This is a genomic window from Candidatus Puniceispirillum marinum IMCC1322 (genome assembly GCF_000024465.1).
GTDB lineage: Bacteria > Pseudomonadota > Alphaproteobacteria > Puniceispirillales > Puniceispirillaceae > Puniceispirillum > Puniceispirillum marinum.
Genome location: NC_014010.1, coordinates 1,934,258 through 1,954,890 on the forward strand (window position 1 = coordinate 1,934,258; position 20,633 = coordinate 1,954,890).

Annotated in this window: 10 protein-coding genes; 2 read left to right on the plus strand and 8 right to left on the minus strand. The window is 54.8% G+C overall.

The window, feature by feature from the left end:
• The first annotated feature begins 179 nt into the window (after nt 1-179).
• Nucleotides 180-4,925 (plus strand): cadherin domain-containing protein, encoded by a 4,746-nt coding sequence (locus SAR116_RS09055; RefSeq protein ID WP_013046624.1) that lies wholly within the window; start codon nt 180-182, stop codon nt 4,923-4,925.
• 95 nt (nt 4,926-5,020) lie between these two features.
• On the opposite strand, the gene SAR116_RS09060 is transcribed toward SAR116_RS09055, so the two are convergent.
• The 8 genes from SAR116_RS09060 to SAR116_RS09095 form a co-directional block, all read right to left on the minus strand.
• A complete protein-coding gene (locus SAR116_RS09060; RefSeq protein WP_013046625.1) occupies nt 5,021-11,179 on the minus strand; it encodes a hypothetical protein in 6,159 nt (2,052 codons plus the stop codon).
• Between the two features lie 199 nt (nt 11,180-11,378).
• Nucleotides 11,379-12,377: a branched-chain amino acid ABC transporter permease gene (locus SAR116_RS09065; protein ID WP_013046626.1), complete on the minus strand. Its 999-nt coding sequence runs from the start codon at nt 12,375-12,377 to the stop codon at nt 11,379-11,381.
• Entirely contained in the window at nt 12,374-13,252 is an 879-nt protein-coding gene (locus SAR116_RS09070) for a branched-chain amino acid ABC transporter permease (protein ID WP_013046627.1), read from the minus strand. Before SAR116_RS09070 ends, SAR116_RS09065 begins: the two co-directional genes overlap by 4 nt.
• 6 nt (nt 13,253-13,258) lie before the next feature.
• Complete coding sequence (locus tag SAR116_RS09075; RefSeq protein ID WP_013046628.1) at nt 13,259-13,969, minus strand: ABC transporter ATP-binding protein; 711 nt, start codon at nt 13,967-13,969, stop codon at nt 13,259-13,261.
• A complete protein-coding gene (locus SAR116_RS09080) occupies nt 13,966-14,733 on the minus strand; it encodes an ABC transporter ATP-binding protein (RefSeq protein WP_013046629.1) in 768 nt (255 codons plus the stop codon). The genes SAR116_RS09075 and SAR116_RS09080 overlap by 4 nt, the downstream gene beginning before the upstream one ends.
• A gap of 16 nt (nt 14,734-14,749) precedes the next feature.
• Entirely contained in the window at nt 14,750-16,057 is a 1,308-nt protein-coding gene (locus SAR116_RS09085; RefSeq protein ID WP_013046630.1) for an ABC transporter substrate-binding protein, read from the minus strand.
• A complete protein-coding gene (locus SAR116_RS09090; protein WP_013046631.1) occupies nt 16,054-17,184 on the minus strand; it encodes a histone deacetylase-like amidohydrolase in 1,131 nt (376 codons plus the stop codon). Before SAR116_RS09090 ends, SAR116_RS09085 begins: the two co-directional genes overlap by 4 nt.
• On the minus strand, nt 17,177-18,550 hold the full coding sequence (locus SAR116_RS09095) for an aminotransferase class III-fold pyridoxal phosphate-dependent enzyme (protein ID WP_013046632.1): 1,374 nt from the start codon (nt 18,548-18,550) through the stop codon (nt 17,177-17,179). The genes SAR116_RS09090 and SAR116_RS09095 overlap by 8 nt, the downstream gene beginning before the upstream one ends.
• Nucleotides 18,551-18,585: 35 nt before the next feature.
• Between SAR116_RS09095 and SAR116_RS09100 the strand changes: the two genes are divergently transcribed.
• Nucleotides 18,586-19,455 (plus strand): helix-turn-helix transcriptional regulator, encoded by an 870-nt coding sequence (locus SAR116_RS09100; protein WP_013046633.1) that lies wholly within the window; start codon nt 18,586-18,588, stop codon nt 19,453-19,455.
• Nucleotides 19,456-20,633: the final 1,178 nt, after the last annotated feature.

Consider the following 20,633-nt stretch of genomic DNA (forward strand, 5'->3'; position numbering starts at 1 on the left):
TATTAGCATTTTTAGCTACCTAGTAATGGTTGACTCACCCGGTTGCCTTGTTTTTAGATGTTATGTCACTCGGGTAGCGCGTGAATAAAACCGCTCCGGATTGAGGTTGTTTTTCTGTTTCCTTCTTCGTTTTCCTCAGGCTCGCGCCGCCCGGAATCGTCAAGCAGGAGGAAACAGCCATGCCATTCGTCAGCACTAATAGCGCGAGATTCGACACCACCACAAACGCCTATCAACTGACCATCGCCGAAAACAGCGCCGTCGGCACTCTTATCGGCAGGATCGCGTTCGAAGGTGAAAGCGGTGCTGTCGGCAGCGTCTATTTCAACAAGTCCGGCGCTGACGCGGCGAAAATCCGTATTGAGCCCGACGGCTCTATCTATGTCGCCTCGGACGAACCCCTGAATTATGAAGCCGTTGGCGGGCCACCGGTACTGGATGTTGATTTTTCCGTGCTGTTTATCGGTTCGGACGGCTCTGTTGAACAGAGTGCCACCTCCGGGTCCCGCGTAGCGACAACCGATGTCGATGAAGGGCCGACCTTGCGCGTGGAAGTGGAGACCGATCCGTTCGATGAACATGTGGTCGACAGGAACGGCATCACCGACACCACGGCCTTTGCCAGCCTCACCGGAGAGGATGAGGATGACGATACGGTGACCTACAGCCTGTCCGGCGATCATGCCGGGTTGTTCCATGTCGTCGATAACGAGGTGCGGCTGAAAGATGTCACGACATTTGATTTCGAGACGCTGGGTCCCTCGATCGACCTGACCGTCACTGCCGCATCGACCGGAGCCGGGGGCGGCAGACAGACCACCGAACAGACCATCACGATCACCATCAATGATGTGAATGAACCGATTATCTGGAACCACGCCCCGAAAACCTTCACCCTTGCCGAGAACAGCAACGCCAGCACCCCTGTCGGCAGCGTTTCGGCGCAGGATGGGGATGGTGATCCGGTCAGCTACAGCATGTCGGGCGAGCACGCCGACAAGTTCGATATCGACCGCGACACCGGCGCGATCACAGTCAAGACAGGCGCGGTGCTGGATTATGAGGAATTTGCCGCCACCAACGGCGTCTTCACCTTTCAGGTTCACGCCGCCGCCAATGGCCCGGAGGGACGCACCAGCGACGAGGAACAGACCGTCACCATCAATCTGACGGATCTGAATGAACCCACCGGCTGGAATCACGCGCCGAGGGCCTTCACCCTTGCCGAGAACAGCGTTGGCGGCACCCCCGTCGGCGCTGTATCGGCGCGTGACGGTGATGGTGATCCGGTCACCTACAGCCTGACGAATACCCTGGCCGGAAAGGAAGACAATGAGGCCGGAAAATTCCAGATCAACACCACAACCGGCGCGATCACGGTCAGGGACAATGCGGTGCTGGATTACGAGGCGCAGGCCGGCGCACCGCTGAGCTTCAAGGTCGTTGCCATCGCGGAAGGTCCGGACGGGCGGACCAGCCGGGCGGAGCAGGAGGTTACAGTCACCCTGTCGAATGTGAACGAGCCGATCTCCTGGAACCACGTCCCGCGGACCTTCACCATCGCCGAGAACAGCACCGGCAACACACCCGTCGGCGCGGTGACGGCGCGCGACGGTGACGGTGATCCGATCACCTATACCAAGTCGGGTGACGATGCTGACAAGTTCGATATCGACCGCGACACCGGCGCGATCACGGTCAGGGACAATGCGGTGCTGGATTACGAGGCACAGGCTGGCACGCCGTTGAGCTTCACCGTCATCGCCACCGCCAGCGGGGCGGACGGGCGGATCAGCACCTCGGAGCAGCAGGTCACGGTTCACCTGTCCAACGTGAATGAACCGATTATCTGGAACCACGTCCCGAAAACCTTCACCCTTGCCGAGAACAGCAACGCCAGCACCCCTGTCGGCAGCGTTTCGGCGCAGGATGGTGACGGCGATCCGGTCACCTACAGCATGTCCGGCGATCACGCCGACAAGTTCGATATCGACCGCGACACCGGCGCGATCACGGTCAGGAAAGGCGCGGTGCTGGATTATGAGGCATTTGCCGCCACCAAAGGCGTCTTCACCTTTCAGGTTCACGCCGCCGCCAATGGCCCCGATGGTCGCACCAGCAATTCATCACAGACCGTCACCATCGATCTGACGGACCTGAATGAACCGACCGGCTGGAATCACGCGCCGAAAACCTTCACCCTTGCCGAGAACAGCAACGCCAGCACCCCTGTCGGCGCGGTGTCGGCGCGCGATGGGGATGGCGATCCGGTCAGCTACAGCCTGTCCGGCGTCCATGCCGACAAGTTCGATATCGACCGCGACACCGGCGTGATCACGGTCAAGAAAGGCGCGGTGCTGGATTATGAGGGTTTTGCCGCCACCAACGGCGTCTTCACCTTTCAGGTTCACGCCACCGCCAATGGCCCGGACGGGCGCACCAGCAGCGGCGAACAGACCGTGACCATCGATCTGACCAATATAGACGAACCCCCGACATTCGTTGATGCCGCCGGACAGGTCATAATGTCCGACACGGCCGCGGTCGATGAAGGCCAGACCGGTGCGGGGCTGGCCGCGCTGGCGACATTGCGCGCAGTCGATCCCGATGGTGATCCGGTCCTTGATATCTATGTCACCTCGCATGCCAATCTGTTCCACAAGGTTGGCGATGAATTGCGCCTGCGGCCCACGGTTGAGCTGGATTATGAAAACCTGCCGGATGACGCGGTGGATGGCGTCATTCCGGTGCGGGTGACGGCGGTCAGCCGGAAGCCGGGCCAACTGCCGAAACTCACCCATATGACCGTGAATGTCGAAGTCGGGGATGTTGGACCAATCGACAGCGTCAGCATCGGCACCGCCGAACACCCGAACATCGTGCAGGTGGATGCCGCGGTTGGCGACGTTGTCGGCCGGGTGGCGGCGTCATCACCAACCGGGGATGCCATCACCTATGGCCTGACCAACGCCGATAGCAGCGTATCGCGATATTTCACCATCGGGGATGATGGCACCATCACCATGAAGGCCGGCATTACCGATCCGGTGTTTCTGTTGCGCGGTTACGTTCCGCTGACGGTGACGGCCAGCGCCGGCGGCGAGAGCGAGAGCCGGGACATAACCATCCAGGTGAACAGCATCACTGGGGTTCATACGAGACCTTTCCCCAGTCTGGCCGGGCGGACGAAGACGGTTCAGCTGGACCTGCCGTCACGCGACGGCGATGGTGACTTGCTGCATTTTGTCCCGACAAACGGTATGGTCACAACGGCCAATGGCGGCCGGTACAGCGTCGCCGCCGACGGTACCCTGACCTATACCGCCAGGGCGGGGTTTGAGGGGTACGACAACGTTATGGTGACCTATGGCGACAGCCGCGGCGGTACGTCACAAATCCGAATGGAGTTCGATGTCAGCCTGCCAACCGTAACGGTGGTTGAGGGGCAGTCGCAAACCGTGACATGGGACCTGTTGAACCTTGCCGGGCTGGCAGACCCGTCGGGCAGCGTGCGATTCACCACCCTGCCAACACGCGGGACGTTGCAGGTGAAGCGCGGTGAAAATATCGTCGACGTGACGACATCGATGGATATCAGCGCGGCCGACATCGCCGGTGGGCGGCTGACCTACCGCGCCGAGGCGAATTTCGACGATGCGCACTGGCAGACCGCCGGATTCACCCTGACGCATCAGGGCGATTCCCGGTCCGGCAATGTCGCCATCGCGGTGCGGGATTTCGACATCACCGACCTGCAGCATATCGATGACAGCCAGGATTCGCGGTATGAACTGAAAAATGCGCGTGATGTGAAGTTCATCGACATTGGTGACCGCACCTTCCTCCTTGCAACAGGTGGTAAAGATGACGGTGTGACAGTGTTTGAATTTAACCCAGCGACAAAGCGCCTGACCTTCACCGACAGTATCAGTGACAATACAGCCTACACGCTGAATTCCGCCTCGGTGATGGTGCATGTGGAGAAGAATGGCAGGCATTTCGTTTATGTTTCCGGCAATGAAGATGACGGAATCACCCGCTTTACCCTGACATCCGATGGGGAGCTGGAGTTCGAGAACACGCCCGGGGCAGTGGTCCGTAACAGCCAGGATTCCCGATACACCATGGATGGTGGGCGGTCACTGACACTGGTGCAGTTCGACAATGCCGATTATCTGATCGCCGCCGGAAATAGCGATACCGGATACACGGTGTTTCGCATCGCTGACAATGGCGATCTGAATTTCGTCCGCGCCGTCACCGCGCCGGTAACCGGTGATAACGGACAATCTCTGTCACTTGGCAGTCTGTGGGGCGGAATCGCGGCTGAGGCAGGTGGGCAGACATATTTTGTCATTGGATCAGAGACGAATGACAGTCTGTTTGTCTATCGCATGGCATCGGACGGCGACGTGACCCTGACCGACACATTGACCGACACATCCAGCCTTGAACTGGACCATCCCCGCTTTGGCGATAGTTTTTCTATCGGCGGCCGGACCTTTCTGACGGTTGCCGCGGGGGGTGATGACGGATTTGGAATTTATGAACTTTCCGCCGCCGGCAGGCTGTCTGTCATTTCAAGCATTCGCGACAGCGCAAGGCTTGAACTGGATAGTGCCTGGGACAGCAAGGCTTTCACCCTTGACGGCCAGACGTTCATCGTAACCACCGGACATAACGATGACGGCTTTTCGATCTTTCTGGTACAGGATGACGGCACGCCGCGATTCCTGCGATCCGTCGCCGACAATAACGCGCGTCAGCTTGACAGAACCGAACATGTGTTTTTCACCCGCGCCGATGATGGTGATCTGGTGATGGCCGTAGCTGGTTGGCGTGATCACGGCATCTCGCTGTTCGAGATTGATCTGGACGATCCCGATGCGGCGAACCCGCTATTGACCCCGATGCCCGAGATGTGATGCGGCCACCGGGGCCCCCGGATTTTGAATTTTCAGAGGGATTCATCCCGCGCCGTGACGCCCGTTCTGCCGCGGCGAAATCCGCCACCACACGGCTACAGAATCGGAACGTCATGTCCGGGCTGGTCGAACCAGTCCTCAATCTCGGCATAGAGGCCGTGATAATCCGTCCCCGGAATGCCATAGAGGAACTGCAGCGCGTTGATGTCGTTCTGCGTGATGGTGCTTTTTTCCACCGGACCATAGGTCATGATGCTGTTTGATGTATTTTCTTCATCCGGGGTTTTTCCGAAATGTCCCTGTTTTGGCGGGCCGGTATGGGTAGACGAATCCGTATAGCCAAACGGATGAGCAAGACCCAACACATGCCCTATCTCATGAATATAGGTTGAAATATGAATTCCTAGTCCCGTACTTACCCCGCCCCCCCACCGGACCAGGCTTGCAAAGCCCCCTGAAGACCCAGAATTTTTATTGATGGAAAACTCCAACGCCCCCAACGAATGGGCATTATGCGCCACCTCAATGAAATCGATAGTGAGGAATGTTTCATATTCGGCCAGCGCGCGTTCCACCTTCGCCCGCGCCGCGTCAATCGTCTGCTGGCTGTTCAACCGCTTTGTGTTCAGCGACCATGACATATGAAGCGTGCTGCCATCGGGCGGTGTCCACCAAGCCTCGCCATCGAGCAGATATTTCAGATATTGTGTCTGCGTGGCGGTTTCCTGCGGCGTCAGGCCGGAACGATAGTCGCGGAACCAGTCATCGATCAGCCCGGCGATGCGCTCCTTCAGAACCTCCGAATCCATCCGCAGATAATGGTATACCATCCCGATCGAATCGCCGCGGGTGGCTTCGGTCCGCTCCACCGTCTCGCCATGCGCGTTCACCACCGGCAAATCCTGCACCGTCAGTGCCAGATCGATGGTCTCAACCGTGCCGTCGGGCGCGGTGCGGGTGAGTCGCAAATCATAGGTGCCATCGCCCCCCACGTCGCGGTCATCCTCGGCATCCAGCAGGTGATAGTCGCCCGGGTCCTGTTCCCCGTCGCCATCCGGATCATAAGGCACGAACCAGATTTTCCCCGTCGCCGCGTCCACCCGGAAGAATTGATTGTCGGGCGCGCCGGCCGCCGGTGCCATCGTGAAGACACCCGTGCCATCCAGATCGATGATCGGTTTTGTCAGCGGGTGGTTTTCATGGATTTCCCGCGCCAGGTTGCGGGTTGCGGGCGTGGGCGGTGGCGGCGCGGGCGTGGTCACGGTGACGGGATCGCTGGTGAAGCTCCGCGTGTTGCCGAGGCTGTCGGTGACGGTCAAGATGGCCCGCCATTCGCCGGCCTCGCCCACACCCGGGGTCACGCTGTTACCGGTGACAGGCCGGCCGTCATCACCCGTGACCGGCACGCCGTCACGGGTCCAGGTGACGAGTTGCGAGGCGATGCCGTCATCATCGCTGGCGCGGGATGTGGCCGTCAGCGCCTGGCCTGTCCGCGGTGACGCCGGGCCGGTGACCGTCACCGATCCGGTGGCCGGGTCGTCGGCATTGGTCAGTTGGAGAGTGAGTATGCGCCGAACGCTATGGCCAGCATCGTCTGTCGCGGTGATCCGAAGGGTGATCACGCCGTTCGGATTGTTGGGGTCCTCATAGTCGAGCTGTTTATCTGGTCTGATGATCAGCTGATTGTTCTGTAGCGCAAAACGTTCATCAACCTCCCATTCACCATCCCGCTGGCTTTCGACCCGGATCTGGTCAAGGTCATGATTTGGGTCAATGACTAAAACTCTGATACCGGTGTTGAGGGAACGTTCGGTGCGTTCGTCACCCACAGTTTCCATGATAGCTTGATGTTCGTCATTTATTGTGATGTGTGGTGGTTTGGATGGGGCAGCGTGCTGTCTGACATCCTCCGGATCAAGAGGGTCAAAAATAACGATTTTTGAAACAGCGGTTTTGCTAAATGTTGTGTTGCCAGCACCTCTGACATTGGGAAAATACAGCGCAGAAATGGTGAATTGCAATTCAGCAAGACCGTTCACACCTTCGGCATCGAGATCGACATCTCTGCCAAGGAAAAGAATGCCTTCACTGCTAAGGCGCAGCAGGTGGCTGTGCTTGCCGCCAAGTGTATACAGCGTATAGCCGGGTGATAGATTCGGGTTCAGGTGATCCCCATAGCGCACTTTGCCGATAATGTGATAGTCATCGACAGTTTCCGGCAATGAAAACACGTAAGCATTATCTTCGAATATGCCGGTCTCGGTGCTGAAAAACCGGATATTCTGTCCAGGATATTCGGTTACTGGCGCAGAGGATGATGGTGTTGGATTTGATGTGCCAGATCCGGTTACTGTGAATTCCTGTCGTACCCATTCATGTGTATTGAAGTTGTTGTCATGAATAAGCACGGTCAGCACATATGTTCCAGGTGTGCTGGGCGTGAAAGATTGCGATCTGGATACTGGCTCGGTGCGGGTTTCGTGTAGCCACAAATATGTGTATTCAAGCGTGCTGACATCCGAATCATGAGCGTCTATCTCTGCAGTAAGAGATGTGCCTGTTTGAACCGATCCATTGCTGAGCCCTGTAATCGACAGGCTGTTCACGATTATCGGTTCATCCGCATTGGTCAGCTGGATGGTAAGGTTGCGATAGACGCTGTTGCCAGCAGCATCGGTTGCGGTGATTCGCAGTGCGATTTCGCCGTTTGGATTGTCCAAATCTTCATAATCGAACTGCTTGCCGGCCTTGACGAATAATGTGTCATTACGCACTTCAAATCGGTCATCGGCCTGCCAGCGTCCATCCTGCTGGCTTTCGATCCGAATTTGATCAAGATCATCATTCGGATCGCCAGTGATAACGGATATCCCCGTGGGACGCGACGAAACGGTACGTTCGTCCCCCACAGTTTCGCGAATCATGGTCTGGTCACCATCAATGCCGATATAGGGCGGGGCCGGTGTCACGGAGTCCGGTTCGCTGTGTGGATTGAGCGGATCAAAAATAACAACGCGTGAGACAGCCGTCCTGGCAAACTCCAACGTTCCGTTTTCCCTGTCGTGGGGCCAAAAGAGTGCGGAAACAGTAAACTCCAGTTCAGCAAGGCCGTTCACCCCCTCGGCATCGAGATCGACACCCCTGCCAAGTTTGAGAACACCATCATTTCCGAGGCGCAACAGGTGCCGGTGTTTGCCGCCAAGTGTATAAAGTGTTCGTCCCGCCGATTCATCAGGGTCAAGATGGTCGCCATAACGCACTGTTCCGATAATGTGATAATCCTCGTCAGTTTCCGGCAGTGAAAACACGTAACCATTGTCCTTGAATACTCCGATCTCGGTGCTGTAGAAGCGGGCGTTCTGGCTCGGATGCTCGGTTTCTGGTGTAGTTGGTGGTGTAGTTGGTGGTGGGGTTGGATTTGAAAGCGCGGGCTCGGTTACCGTGAATTGCTGTTGTGCCGATTTATAATCATTAGAATTGTTGTCACGAATAAGCACAATCAGAACATATGTTCCGGGTTTACTGGGTGTGAAAGATTTCGATCTGGACAATGGCCCACTATCGGCTTGGTCTGGCTGTGCATATAGATAATACCATACATAGCTGTAGTTGAGCGCGTTGACATCGGGATCATGAGCTTCAACCACCGCTGTAAGAGACGTGCCTGTTTGAACCGATCCGTTGGTGAGCCCTGTAATCGATAGGCCGTTCACGATTGTCGGTTCATCCGCATTGGTCAGCTGGATGGTGGTTGTTCGCGAAACTGAATTGTGGATTTCGTCGCGTGCGATGATCCACAGGGTGATTTCACCGTTTGGATTATCCTGGCTCTCATAATCAAACTGCTTGCCTTTCTTGATAATCAGTTTGTCCTTTTGAACATCAAATCGGTCGTCAACCTGCCAGCGTCCTTTCTGCCAGCTTTTGATCACCAGTGAACTAAGGTTGTTATCGACATCACGTACTATCACCGCGATGCCCGTATCGATGTGTTGGGTTACTTCATTGCCAACGGTTTCGGTGATTTGTGTCTGTTGGGCAGGTAGCCGAATGGTGATGGTGGGCGATGAATCGGCCACGGTAATCGGCTCGCTGAAAAATCGCTCCACATTACCATCATTATCCCGTATGTGCAGAATTGCCCGCCAGACGCCTGGTGCATTTGGAATGATTTTGGTGCCAGTCAAAAATGAAACACCTAGAGGATTCTCGCGCACCGAATACCAAGTGATCCATTGCGCGGCAATACTGTTTTCGCTACTGACTTCGGTGTGAGCTGTCAGCTGCTGACCGGTTAGCGGCGATTCCGAACTGGGGACGATGCGAATGGAGCTTATGGTCGGCGCGATATTCGGCGGTGCTTGTAGTGGCGGCGCGGTGACCTCCATATTCTGGCTGTCGATTTCCTGTTGATTATCGTCATTGTCAACCACGATGGCGACAGCGCGATAGGTGCCGGCGGATGTGGGGGTGAAGCTGCTGCCCTCACCCACCTGAGTGCCGGCACCGTCACGCCAGATAAAGGTCTTGCTCTTGATCCCGTCCTCATCGGCGATCGGGGTTGTCTCATGAACCGTCAGCACGGTGTTTGTATTCACGGCTCCCGACAGCTCCGTGCCATCGGCGGTGATGGCGATTACCCCCGTCGTCGCCTCATTCACGTTGGTCAGGGTGATTGTCACACGCTGTATCGCGCTGCGTGTTGCTGTCTCGTCGGTTGACGTTGCCGTCGCCGTAATCTCGATTTCATAGATGTTGTCGCGATCCGCATCGCGCGCGGTGTCATGATCCGATTTCGCCGTGAATGTCACAACGCCGGTTCTGGCGTCGATGTCGAATTTCCTGCCGTCCGTCCCGCCAGTGATGGCATAACTCACCGTACCCGCTGTCGCTGTCGCCTGCGCCGTATAGCCGGTGGTGGTGCTGCCTTCCGGGATGGAACGCGAGACTGTGCCGGTGCTGGCAAACTCTGGTACCGCCACATCGTTATCCGGATCATTGCGCACGGTCAGCGTGAAAGTCACCGGGGCAGGATTATCGCCGGTGCCGTTGCCGGTCGCCTGAATGGTTACGCTATGGGTGCCGACACTTAACTGGTCCAGCGTGACGCCGGATGCCAGATAAAGGTCATACTTTCCGTGCTGACCCGGACCCGCCACCGGCTCATATCTAAACAGGCCGCTGTCCGCCCCCGACAGCGTCAGACCAACCGTGCCAAGGCCGTCATCCTGAATCGTGATCCGCGCCAGCGCGCCGCCGGGGAGATCGCCACCCTCTTCAACCTGACGGGTTCTCTGACTCAACGACACACTGGTTGGCCTGGCGTTGGCGGGAACCACAGGCGACGCTTTTGGTGGCGGTGTTGACTCTGTCGGATCAAGCACTTCCTCTTGCGGACCCTGTTCAGGGTCTTCGGGCGCTTCCTCCGCTGTGCTGAATGACCTTTTCATCAAAATGGCAATCTGCTTGCGCATTTCAGCAACGATCTCCTGAAGGCCTCCTAATTTTGTCTCAATATTTCTGATCGTTGAGGTGAGACTCTTGGCAATCTGCTTGATCTTTGCAATGTCCGCCGGTGTGATGTTGGTGGGCCTGCCATCCTCCAGCCAGGCGTTATGGTTGAGAGGGTCGTAACCATTTGGGGAACGCTCCTTGAGCGCCGCCTCAGTGGCATAACCCTGTACAACCGAATGCGAAAAGGCTGAAATAACCTTGGCGTTCGCGGGCGCTTTCAGAACCTCTGGCAAGGTGCCAGCATCCGTACCGTCAGGGTTTTTATGGACGACGCCCGCGGCACTGGTATGCGCTATTCGGATATTGTTTTTCAGGCTGTCGGGAACAGAACCGCTGTAACGCCCTTGTGCATCGGTGCGGCCAATCAGATAATCCTCGCCCTCCTCCCAGATACCATCGCCATCATCGGGATTGAGCTCACCATCACCATTGGCATCGACATAAACAGGCGCGTTTTGTACCGGCGGGTCAAAAACCGACCCGCTAGCCCTCGCAAACCCCTGCGTTCCGCCTGATGTTGTGGGGCCACCAGTGTCATCACCTTCCTTGCCAGGTGGTGCTCCCTCCGTTGTAAGGGCAGGTCCACCACCGCCGCCGCCGCAGGCAGCAAGGATCAGCGCCCAGAAAGACGCACCATAAGGCGTCAGGCTGGTGCTATACCGGCCTGATGGTAATAGGCTATAAGGGCGGTGTAAGCTTCGCTCAACCAACCCCTGGTTTGATTTGCGCGTTGCTATCATAATCTTCCAATGGCGGCACCTATGCCGCACTATTCGGTTCAACCTAATGCATAAGTTTTAACAAAACGTTAATTTTACCAATTTTTTTGCTGCATTCAGCCCAGCTAATCACGCCGGATGAACGACGGTTCAAGATGTTTGCGGCGGTTGTCAGATTATCCGCCAACTGAGCTGGCAATTATGCCTGTCGCGTTAATCTTCAATTTTGTGAGGTTGTAAGGCGTTTCAGAAGTTTGCGCGAAAACCCTGCAAATCCGGATGGCAATAGAACCACAAAGACCACAAGAACAAGACCGACAATCATGTTGCGAATATCGCCGTAATCCTTGGCTAGTTCGACAACCACCATCATTACCGCAGCCCCAACCAATGGCCCCCAGGTCGATTTGAGCCCGCCAACAATGACCATGGCCAGCACGAACATTAACAGCGAGAAGTCAAAAAGGCTGGGCCCCGCACTTTTGAAATGCGCGGCATAGGCGGCACCAGTCAGGCCGGTAAAAAAGGCGGTGATTACAAAGGCTAGTAATTGAAATTTGGTGCGGTTCAATCCGCGAGAAATCGCGTAGGTGCGGCTGTCACTCAATGCAAGGAATGCCAGTCCAAGCCGCCCGTGGATAACGCTGATTGCGGCGATTAGCGATGCGGCCAGCACGCCAAGAACCACATAGAAATTTCCTACCATCCACTGCCCACGCAAGAGCTTGCGGAAACCCAGATCGTCAAGCCGCGAAAATCCCGTTGTCCCGCCAAAGAAACGCTGACAACCGCCGCCAACATTGGTGTAGCAGGTGGCCTCGGTGATGATTAAAACGAAAACCATGTAGGATATGGCAAAGGTCAGTAGCGCCACATAAGCCGTGCCAAGACGCAGACAGGCGAGCCCGATGAAAGCTGCGCATAGCGCCGCTATCAGCCCCGCGAGCGGCATAGCTGCCCAAGGCGAAATATCAAAATAGCTGTTTAGCATTGCCAGCCCGTAGGCACCGATTGCGAAAATCAGCATCTGTGCCAACGAAAACACGCCTGCATGACCGATGAGCACGTTCCATTGCACGGCTACCGAAGCCCAAATCATGAAGACGATGATTTGGCTGAGAAAATAACGTTGTGTGACGATCAGCGGCAGGATGGCCATGACAGACAAGAACAGCAATGCTATCAGCAGATTCCGTTGCAAGGCGGTCAGGCTGTTCATGACCGTATCACCTCCTGACGGCCAAAGAGTCCCGCCGGACGGAAGATCAGTACGATGATAACAAGCCCCAGCATCAATGGCAGGCCATAGCGCGCGCCGATATAGAACTGAACAACAGCCTCGAAAAGTCCCAATATAAGCGCTGCTATGCCAGCCCCCGGAACGCTTCCTAGCCCGGCCACCACGCAGATGACAAAGGCACGTACTGCCGGGTTGGTTCCCATTTCGGGTGACAGCGTTGACAGCGAGGAAATCATCACGCCCGCCGCTCCAGCCAGAGCGCCAGCCATTAACAATACTGTCAGATAGGTGTGCTCGGTTCGTACGCCCATCAGTTGCGCAGCTTCCCGGTTCATGGCAGTGGCGCGGATCGACAGGCCAAATCTTGTTTTGGTCAGGATCAAACCCATACAGCCCAACAGGATTCCGGCAAGCACCAAAATGGCAACTGACTGGTAGGGAATCGATGAACCTAGAATGCGGAAAACCCCCTCAATCTGCACGGGCTGCGCAAAAGGATAGGCACCGTAGGCCTTTAGCACGAGATCTTGCAACAACATCCCCACACCCGCCGTGGCCACCAGAATATTGATCTCAAAATCCCGAGTCCCCAGCATGTGACGCACCATCGCTAGATGCATCAACCCCGCCACCAGACCGGCAAACATCACGCCGCCCAGAAAGCTTAGCCATAGTGGCAGGCCCATCTGGCCGGCCAGCGTATAGGCGCAGTAAGCACCTAATGTCATAAATACCCCATGCGCCATGTTGAACATCCGCATCGTGCCATAGGTCAGGGCAAGGCCAATGGATCCTAGCGCATACATCGCGCCCAGTGTCAGTCCGCTGAGAATAACCTGAATGACTGCGTCCATGATCCGTTAGCCCCCTAGATAAGTTCGCAAGATGTCGTCAAAGCCAGATAATTCATGCCGATCACCGCGCCAGGCGATCTGTCCACCATCCATGAGGAAGAATTGTGATCCGATGTTAGTCACCCGGCTTGGGTTTTCCTCAACAACAAGGATGGAGCGGTTCTCGGTTGCCAGCGCTGCCAGCGCCGCGTAAATCTGTTCGATGATCAGTGGGGCGAGGCCAAGGGACGGCTCGTCAATCAACATCAGATCGCCTTCGGCCATCATGCCACGCCCAATGCCAACCATGCGCCGTTCACCACCGGACAGCGAATTTGCCCGCTGTTTGCGTCGATCTGCCAGCTTTGGAAAAAGAGCATAGACCGCATCAAGTGATTGGCGCAGACGCAATATGTCCGACTGCGTATATCCACCCATGATTAGGTTCTCTTCAACGGTCATATCGGCAAATAGCTGATCGCCTTGCGGTACAAGAATAATGCCTGCCCCTGCACGATCCGCAGGCGTTGGCGGAACAGGTGCATTCCGAAAGGTGATCTTGCCTGACCAGGTTTTGTTCAACCCTGCAATGGTGCGCAGAAGGGTTGATTTACCATGGCCATTAGGTCCGATCAGCGCGCCCACGGTGCCTTTTTCAAGATCAAGGTCAATGTCGTGTAATACTTGAAGATGGCCATAGCCTGAACATACACCGCGGAGTGAAAGCAGAGAGGTCACTGCGTTGCCTCCCGCAGTTCTTCGGCCGCAGATCCAAGATAAACGGATTTGACTGTTTCATCACTGGCGATGCCTGCTGGTGCGCCATCATAGATCAATTTTCCCTGATGCATGATCAGAGCGCGTTCTGCCACCGTCATCAAGAACCGCATGACATGCTCGATGAAAACGATGCAGATGCCTGATTTTCGAAGCGCCAGCACCATCTCGATGAAGCTGTCTACCTCAGGTGGCATCAAACCGCTTACGGGTTCGTCCAGCAGGAGAAGCTTGGGTTCATGTGCCACGGCGGTGGCCACCATCAGTTTTTTGCGCGCCAGAGCCGGTATTTCGGCCACCTCGGTATCTGCTAGGTGGCTGAGATTGAAACGGTCGAGCTGTTCTGCCGCGCGCCGCCGATGTTTGGTTTGGATGCGAAGGTCGGGTCGCTCGAGACCCGATCCGAAAAGGATCGAGACCAGCATGTTCTGCATCACAGTAAGGCTGGTAAAGCCGCTTGAGACCTGAAAGGTACGCGCCATGCCCATAGGCAGAAATTTATGCGCCGGAATGCGAGAAATGGATCGCCCATGAAACAGAATATCGCCGCCACTAGCGGGGGTAAGACCCGAAATCAGGTCAAAAAAAGTGGTCTTGCCGGCACCATTGGGGCCGCCAATACCGATGGTTTCGCCCGCATGCACGCTCAGGTCAACCCCGTCAACCGCCGCCAGTGCACCATAGTCCTTTCGTACATTGCGACATTCAAGTAACGGGGCGACCAAGGCTCACATTCCCTGTCTATGACCAGTCAGGTTGTTGGAACCTGGCAACATCATAGGGAGCGGGTGCGATGATATAACCGTTTTCCGCCTTATTCTGAATCTGACTGAATATGTGTGGCATACCAAGCGACGGGTCGTTGGTATCGCCCGGGTATGAATAGGCCGAAAGGGTTTCCGGATCGATCCGGATCGTGCCAACCGGGCTTCGATAAATCAGCTTGCCAAGACGCTCGGCGATCTTGCGGTTCTGTTCTTCTTCATAAGGCTGACCAGCACCGCCGGCAAGCGCCGCTGCCACCGCATATGCCCATAAGGCGGAATAGGTCTGACCGCCACCATTTGACGATGCGTTATTGCCAAAGGCATCAAGATAACGGGCGGTGAAATCATTACCTATTTCATCCTGCAACGCGCCGATAGTGGTGGCGTAAAGCACACCTTCTGACGCATCACCTGCAATATCGCGGAACGCGGCAAGCGAGGCACCATATTGCATATAGATCAAGCTGTCAGTCGGATCATTCACGAATTGCTGCATGAACTGCGCTTGATCCTGCGGGAAGAAATGCGTTACCGCGATCATCGCAGGTGGATTCTGCCGGATTTTGGCTAGGGTTGGCCCCCATTCGCTGGTCGGTGCTTGGACACTTTCAAAAAGCGAGACCTCGAACCCATAATCGGCGGCTCCGTCGCGGATTGCGTTGGCGATGTTGATCGAATAGGCAATCGGGCCGGTAATCACAGCGATCCTGTTATTGGCCGGTTTGAAATCACCATCGTCGATCAGCTTGCGCATATATTGTAGGTAGGCGATGCCGTAGTAAATCTCGGCTGGATCATACTGGAAGCTACCCCAGAATGTCTCGGGGTCGGATTTAATAAGCTCGTTATGCGCGACCACCGTATCGGCGTGCATATAGATGACCGAAGCGTCTGCGGCAACAACTGGCAAAGCGGTGGAGCTTCCAAGATTATAGCCGGAGATCAGTACCGAGGCGTTGGAACGGTCTATCAACCGTTGGCCAGCACTGGCAATCACATCATCGCCCTGGGATTGTGTGTCTTCGATGGCCAGTTCGAGAGGATGCCCCAGAATACCGCCAATTGCGTTGATTTCCTCTACGGCCATTTCCAGCCCGTTGCGAAACTCAATGCCGTCAGCGGCCACGAGGCCGGTCAATGGCAATGGCGCACCGATCACAATTGGTTCGCCACCCAGTGCAGTGGCGGTATTCGCTGAGGCTAGAAGCGCCGCGGATCCGACACCGCCGGCACCGATGGTTTTAAGAAATTGGCGACGAGACGCCGAAGAATGATTTGTCATGACAAAGGCTCCCTATATGGTTCGAGTTGATGCAAGCTGGCAATTTCTGCGATCACCGTAGCTTGGTGGGGCTGGAGGCTCTGGCCTCCGTATCCGACGATGAATTCGTCAAAAGGATCTGTGATGCCTGTTTGGTGGCCGCTCAACGTCTCCAGTACAGCTAAGCCGCAATAGGGCACATGCGACGCGGCGTATCCGCCTTCATGGGTGAAGATTATGCGGCCAGCGCATGTTTTTTCGCTGACCTTGCGAAGCGCCCCAGCCAAGGCACGATAGTCGGCCGCGCCAAGCATCATGTGAGCCAGAGGATCCATGGCCGAGGCGTCAAAGCCTGATGCGACAAAGATCAGTTCAGGCTCGAACCTGTAAAGAGATGGCAGAACGATGCGTTCAAAGGCTTCGGCATAGGCGCCAGATCCCGAACCGGGCGGCAAAGGAATGTTGATATTCGCGCCCTTGGCATGGGAACCGCCCGTTTCTGTCAGCTTGCCACGATCCGGCGGAAATAGATTGTCCTGATGCACGGAGATTGTCAGAATATTGGGGTCGTCATAGAAAATCGTCTCGCAGCCATTGCCGTGATGCACGTCGTAATCGACCACAGCAATGCGTTTGACCCCGTGCACCTGTCGTGCATGCTCAATACCGATGGCACCATTGGCCAAAAGGCAGAATCCTGTAACAAGTTCCGGTTCGGCGTGGTGCCCCGGTGGGCGGCAAAGAACATAGGCATTGTCAACATCGCCCGACATCACCGCATCCACGGTGGCGATGACACCACCAGCTGCGAGCTTGGCGATATCGTAACTGGCTACGCCTACGGGGGTTGCATCGCCTGCCTCGCCACCACCAGCAGCGCAGAGTGCTTCCAAACGGTCAAGATGGGCTCGGGTGTGAATACGAAGTATTTCATCATCACTGGCGACGCGCGGCTTTATCCGGATGACTTCGTCTGCAAGCGAAGATATTTCGAGTAAATTTGCAAACCGTCGTTTGGTGTCTTCGTTTTCGGCGTGGATGCCAGGTTGTACAGTCAGGCTGGGCGGTGTCAAAAGGCTGTAGCTACCCGTGTCATGCCAGAGATAATGTTCGGAGAATGTCCAGCCGGTTTTGCGTATCTTAGACATGTGAACTCTCCAACATAAACTGGCTTTGTGCGACTGCGTTGATGGCATCGTGAAGAATCTGGTGGATTTCTACTATCTGGTCTTTGCTGAGGATAAGAGGAGGCGACAGGACGATAGCGTCGGTAATGGGTCGCACGATCAGGCCACGCGCACGCGCCGCATCGCCAACCAGTTGGCCGATATTGATATTGTCCGGTGCGCCACTGGGACGATTGAATTCCACCGCGGCCATGAAATGGCTTGCGCGCGCTTCCTTCACAAGATCAAGATCGGCGAGAGATTTGATGCCGGCTTCGAACAACTTGCCTGTTTTGCGCACCTGCTCGGGGATGGCCTCGCGCTCCATCACGGCGATATTGGCAAGGGCGCAAGCGCAGGCGGCAGGATGGCCGGAATAAGTCATTCCATGCAAGAACGCGGCGCCGTCCTGAGAAATAACATCGAAAATTTCATCGGATAGGATTGTCGCCGCCAGCGGCTGATAGCCTGATGTAAGCCCCTTGGCGGTGGTGATGATGTCGGGCTCGATGCCAAAAACCTCTTTCGAGGCAAACATATGCCCTAGTCGGCCAAAGGCGGTGATGACTTCGTCAGATATATATTTGATGTCATGGGCATGAACGAGGTCTAGCATGCGTTTGTGATAGCCCTCTGGCGGGATGATGACGCCACAGGCACCCATGATCGGTTCTGCAATGAAACAGGCGATGTTTTCGGCACCAATTTTGCTAATGGCCTGTTCCATATCCTCGGCCAGAATGTCTATAAAATCGGCGTCGCTGAGATTCATTTCGTCTGGTTCACGTTTTGGGCACCGAATGTGATGCACCAAATCCCGCGCAGCATCCCATCCCTGTGAAAAGACTGGCGTGGTCATTGCGATCGCCAGATAGGTCGAACCGTGATAGGCGTTGACCCGTGATAGAATTTTCTTTTTCTTCGGGTGTCCTCTGAGATTGTTGTAGTGGTGCAGGATGCGGATGGCCGTGTCGTTTGCTACCGAACCGGAATTTGAGAAATAGACATGATTCAACCGGTCAGGTGCCAGGGTGGCCAATTTGCGCGCAAGCTCTGCCGCGACCGGGTGCGTAAATTCGAAAAAGGTTGAAAAATAGTCTAGCGTCTCAAGTTGCCGGGTTACGGCCGCGATCACATCGGCATTGCCATGACCGATATTAACGCACCACAGCCCACCCATGCCGTCAAAATAGCGCTTGCCTTCGCTGTCGGTGACATAGACGCCTTTCGCACCTGTAATAGCAAGGCGGCCAATGCTTTGCTTCAGGTTGTTTAGATCAGCAAAAGACTGGATGAGATGGGTATCATCTGAAAAAATTTTATCTGAATTATTCTCTGAATTATTCATTGTGCCGCGTTCCTCCCATCAGGAGGCGCATCACAATGCGACTAAGACCTTTTACCACCGGCCTCCAGCTTTTAGTTGAACATTACAGTATTCGGGGGTATATACCACTAGAGGGGTATATGGTCAGACATCACTGTACGGCACCGCGTCTGCTCGCTAAAGCCATCACACATATCCAGCACCCTGACTTCGAATCCGTTCTCACTGCGTGGCTACGGGCAGAGTTCGTTTTCGACAATTTGCTGATTATTGCATATCTTGGCCATCAACAGCCGAGCCTGTTGTACCATCAGGGTCATGCGCGTACTGCGATTTCTCATGTTGAGACACAATATCTGCCATTTGCTTATCAGCTTGACCCCTATTTTCAACTTCATGCCAAAGGCATTGCATCAGATGTATTTCGATTGGACGAAGTTGCGCCAGACAAATTCCAGTCCAGTCGATATTTCAGAGAATATTACGGTAATGCGAAGCTGGAAGATGAGCTGGTTTTTGTGAACCGGATTGGTGATGATATTTCAGTCCATGTTTGTCTTGGGAATGATACTGCCAATGGCCGGAGATTTTCAGCCCGCATGATACGTGACGCGCGTGCTCTCCAGCCCGTTGTCACAGCATTGATAGAAGGCCACTGGCACGACCTGAGCCCAAAGAATGAGGGTATTAAGATGCACGGCGTCAGGGAATTGCGTGTATCGTTCGAACGCACCCATGGGATTTTTCTGACCCCAAGGCAGGCCGAGGTTGCGCTGATGATTCTGCAGGGACATTCATCGACCTCAATCGGTCTCAATCTTGGTATCTCGGCGCAGACCGTAAAGGTATTTCGCCGGCAGATATATCGACGATGTGATATTTCCTCACAGGCTGAATTGTTCAATTTGATAGTGTCTTCGCGATGATCCGGCGAGTTAGTGAAGGTGGATGATGGAATCTCTGTATCCTTTTTTGCTGCGCCCCATCGGATCAGCCGCCAATGTGGGCGATAGGGAATTCTTCGTGGCTGCGCTACCGGACTAGGAACTAGTGATCGTCTACCGGATTCATGCAGATTGGCGGTTGTCAGACAGTGTATGACAGGCGTTATTATCGTGTCATGTGCTGGTCTTATCTCATATGAAACTCATATGGTGTAAAGCATAATAATTGTGCCTGATATGGTGCTATTGCCTTCCACCAAAGGGATACAGACATGAGGCATAGTTGACGTAATATTTATGCGCTTTTCCCTAATGCCGCTTTTATGGCAGCAAAAGCGTCCCAAAACCCGCCCCGCATTATGTCACGCAAATGTGATTGGAAAGCAGGTTTAAATGCCTGTATTTATAATGATATTCGCTTGGGATGAAAATCTGTTATGCGGGTTATGTAACGTTATGCTTGAGGCAGTCTCTTTGTTACACCCGCGCGCACCCCTATTTTAGGGGGGTGCTTAAGCATCTGTTTTGTTAACAAAATTTATCTCAAGCCTAACCAAAATGGGGTGATTCTGGGGGTATTATTTCCCCAGCGCCCATCACAATAAGGTGGGATAAATATGCTAAAACGTAATCAAGTTCCAAAACAAACGCATATAAATCGCGAACCGCTAGATGGGTGTATAATCCAAGCATCGCTCGCTTGCAAGTGGCAAAATGGGGTATGTGATGCGGTTTTACATCAAAAGCAAAGCCAAAAACCACTATAGAAACCAATAGTGGGGCAGGGTACCGAAAAGCCTGAATCCTTGTTGCCTTTACCCGGCTTTCGCAAGCGCCGTTTCCGTGACCGCTGGCCATTCGGAATTCGTGGTAGAAACATAGCAGTTGCGATGGTGGCGCGTGGTGTCACTTTGCACTATTCATCGTCTTCAATGAAACCTGACCATATGAAAAAACATATGAGTTTCATATGGCATAACCAAATCACTAATGCGGGATGATGGTGACAAGGCGCGATCAAAGGCATGATGACAGGGTATGCCAAAGTCTGAGTAAAATAGTATTGACTTTGGATTTTGATTGACCTTAGGGTATTGAAAAATCTCGGGCTGTTTATGGCCGTTATGGTTTCGTCACTGAGGTTGTTTATCTGTTATATT

What these genes read in the sequence shown, in the direction of transcription:
- SAR116_RS09090 (WP_013046631.1), bottom strand. Translation starts at nt 17,184, where the DNA reads ATGTCTAAGATACGCAAAACCGGCTGGACATTCTCCGAACATTATCTC.
- SAR116_RS09055 (WP_013046624.1), top strand. Translation starts at nt 180, where the DNA reads ATGCCATTCGTCAGCACTAATAGCGCGAGATTCGACACCACCACAAAC.
- SAR116_RS09060 (WP_013046625.1), bottom strand. Translation starts at nt 11,179, where the DNA reads ATGATAGCAACGCGCAAATCAAACCAGGGGTTGGTTGAGCGAAGCTTA.
- SAR116_RS09100 (WP_013046633.1), top strand. Translation starts at nt 18,586, where the DNA reads ATGCGACTAAGACCTTTTACCACCGGCCTCCAGCTTTTAGTTGAACAT.
- SAR116_RS09095 (WP_013046632.1), bottom strand. Translation starts at nt 18,550, where the DNA reads ATGAATAATTCAGAGAATAATTCAGATAAAATTTTTTCAGATGATACC.
- SAR116_RS09070 (WP_013046627.1), bottom strand. Translation starts at nt 13,252, where the DNA reads ATGGACGCAGTCATTCAGGTTATTCTCAGCGGACTGACACTGGGCGCG.
- SAR116_RS09085 (WP_013046630.1), bottom strand. Translation starts at nt 16,057, where the DNA reads ATGACAAATCATTCTTCGGCGTCTCGTCGCCAATTTCTTAAAACCATC.
- SAR116_RS09065 (WP_013046626.1), bottom strand. Translation starts at nt 12,377, where the DNA reads ATGAACAGCCTGACCGCCTTGCAACGGAATCTGCTGATAGCATTGCTG.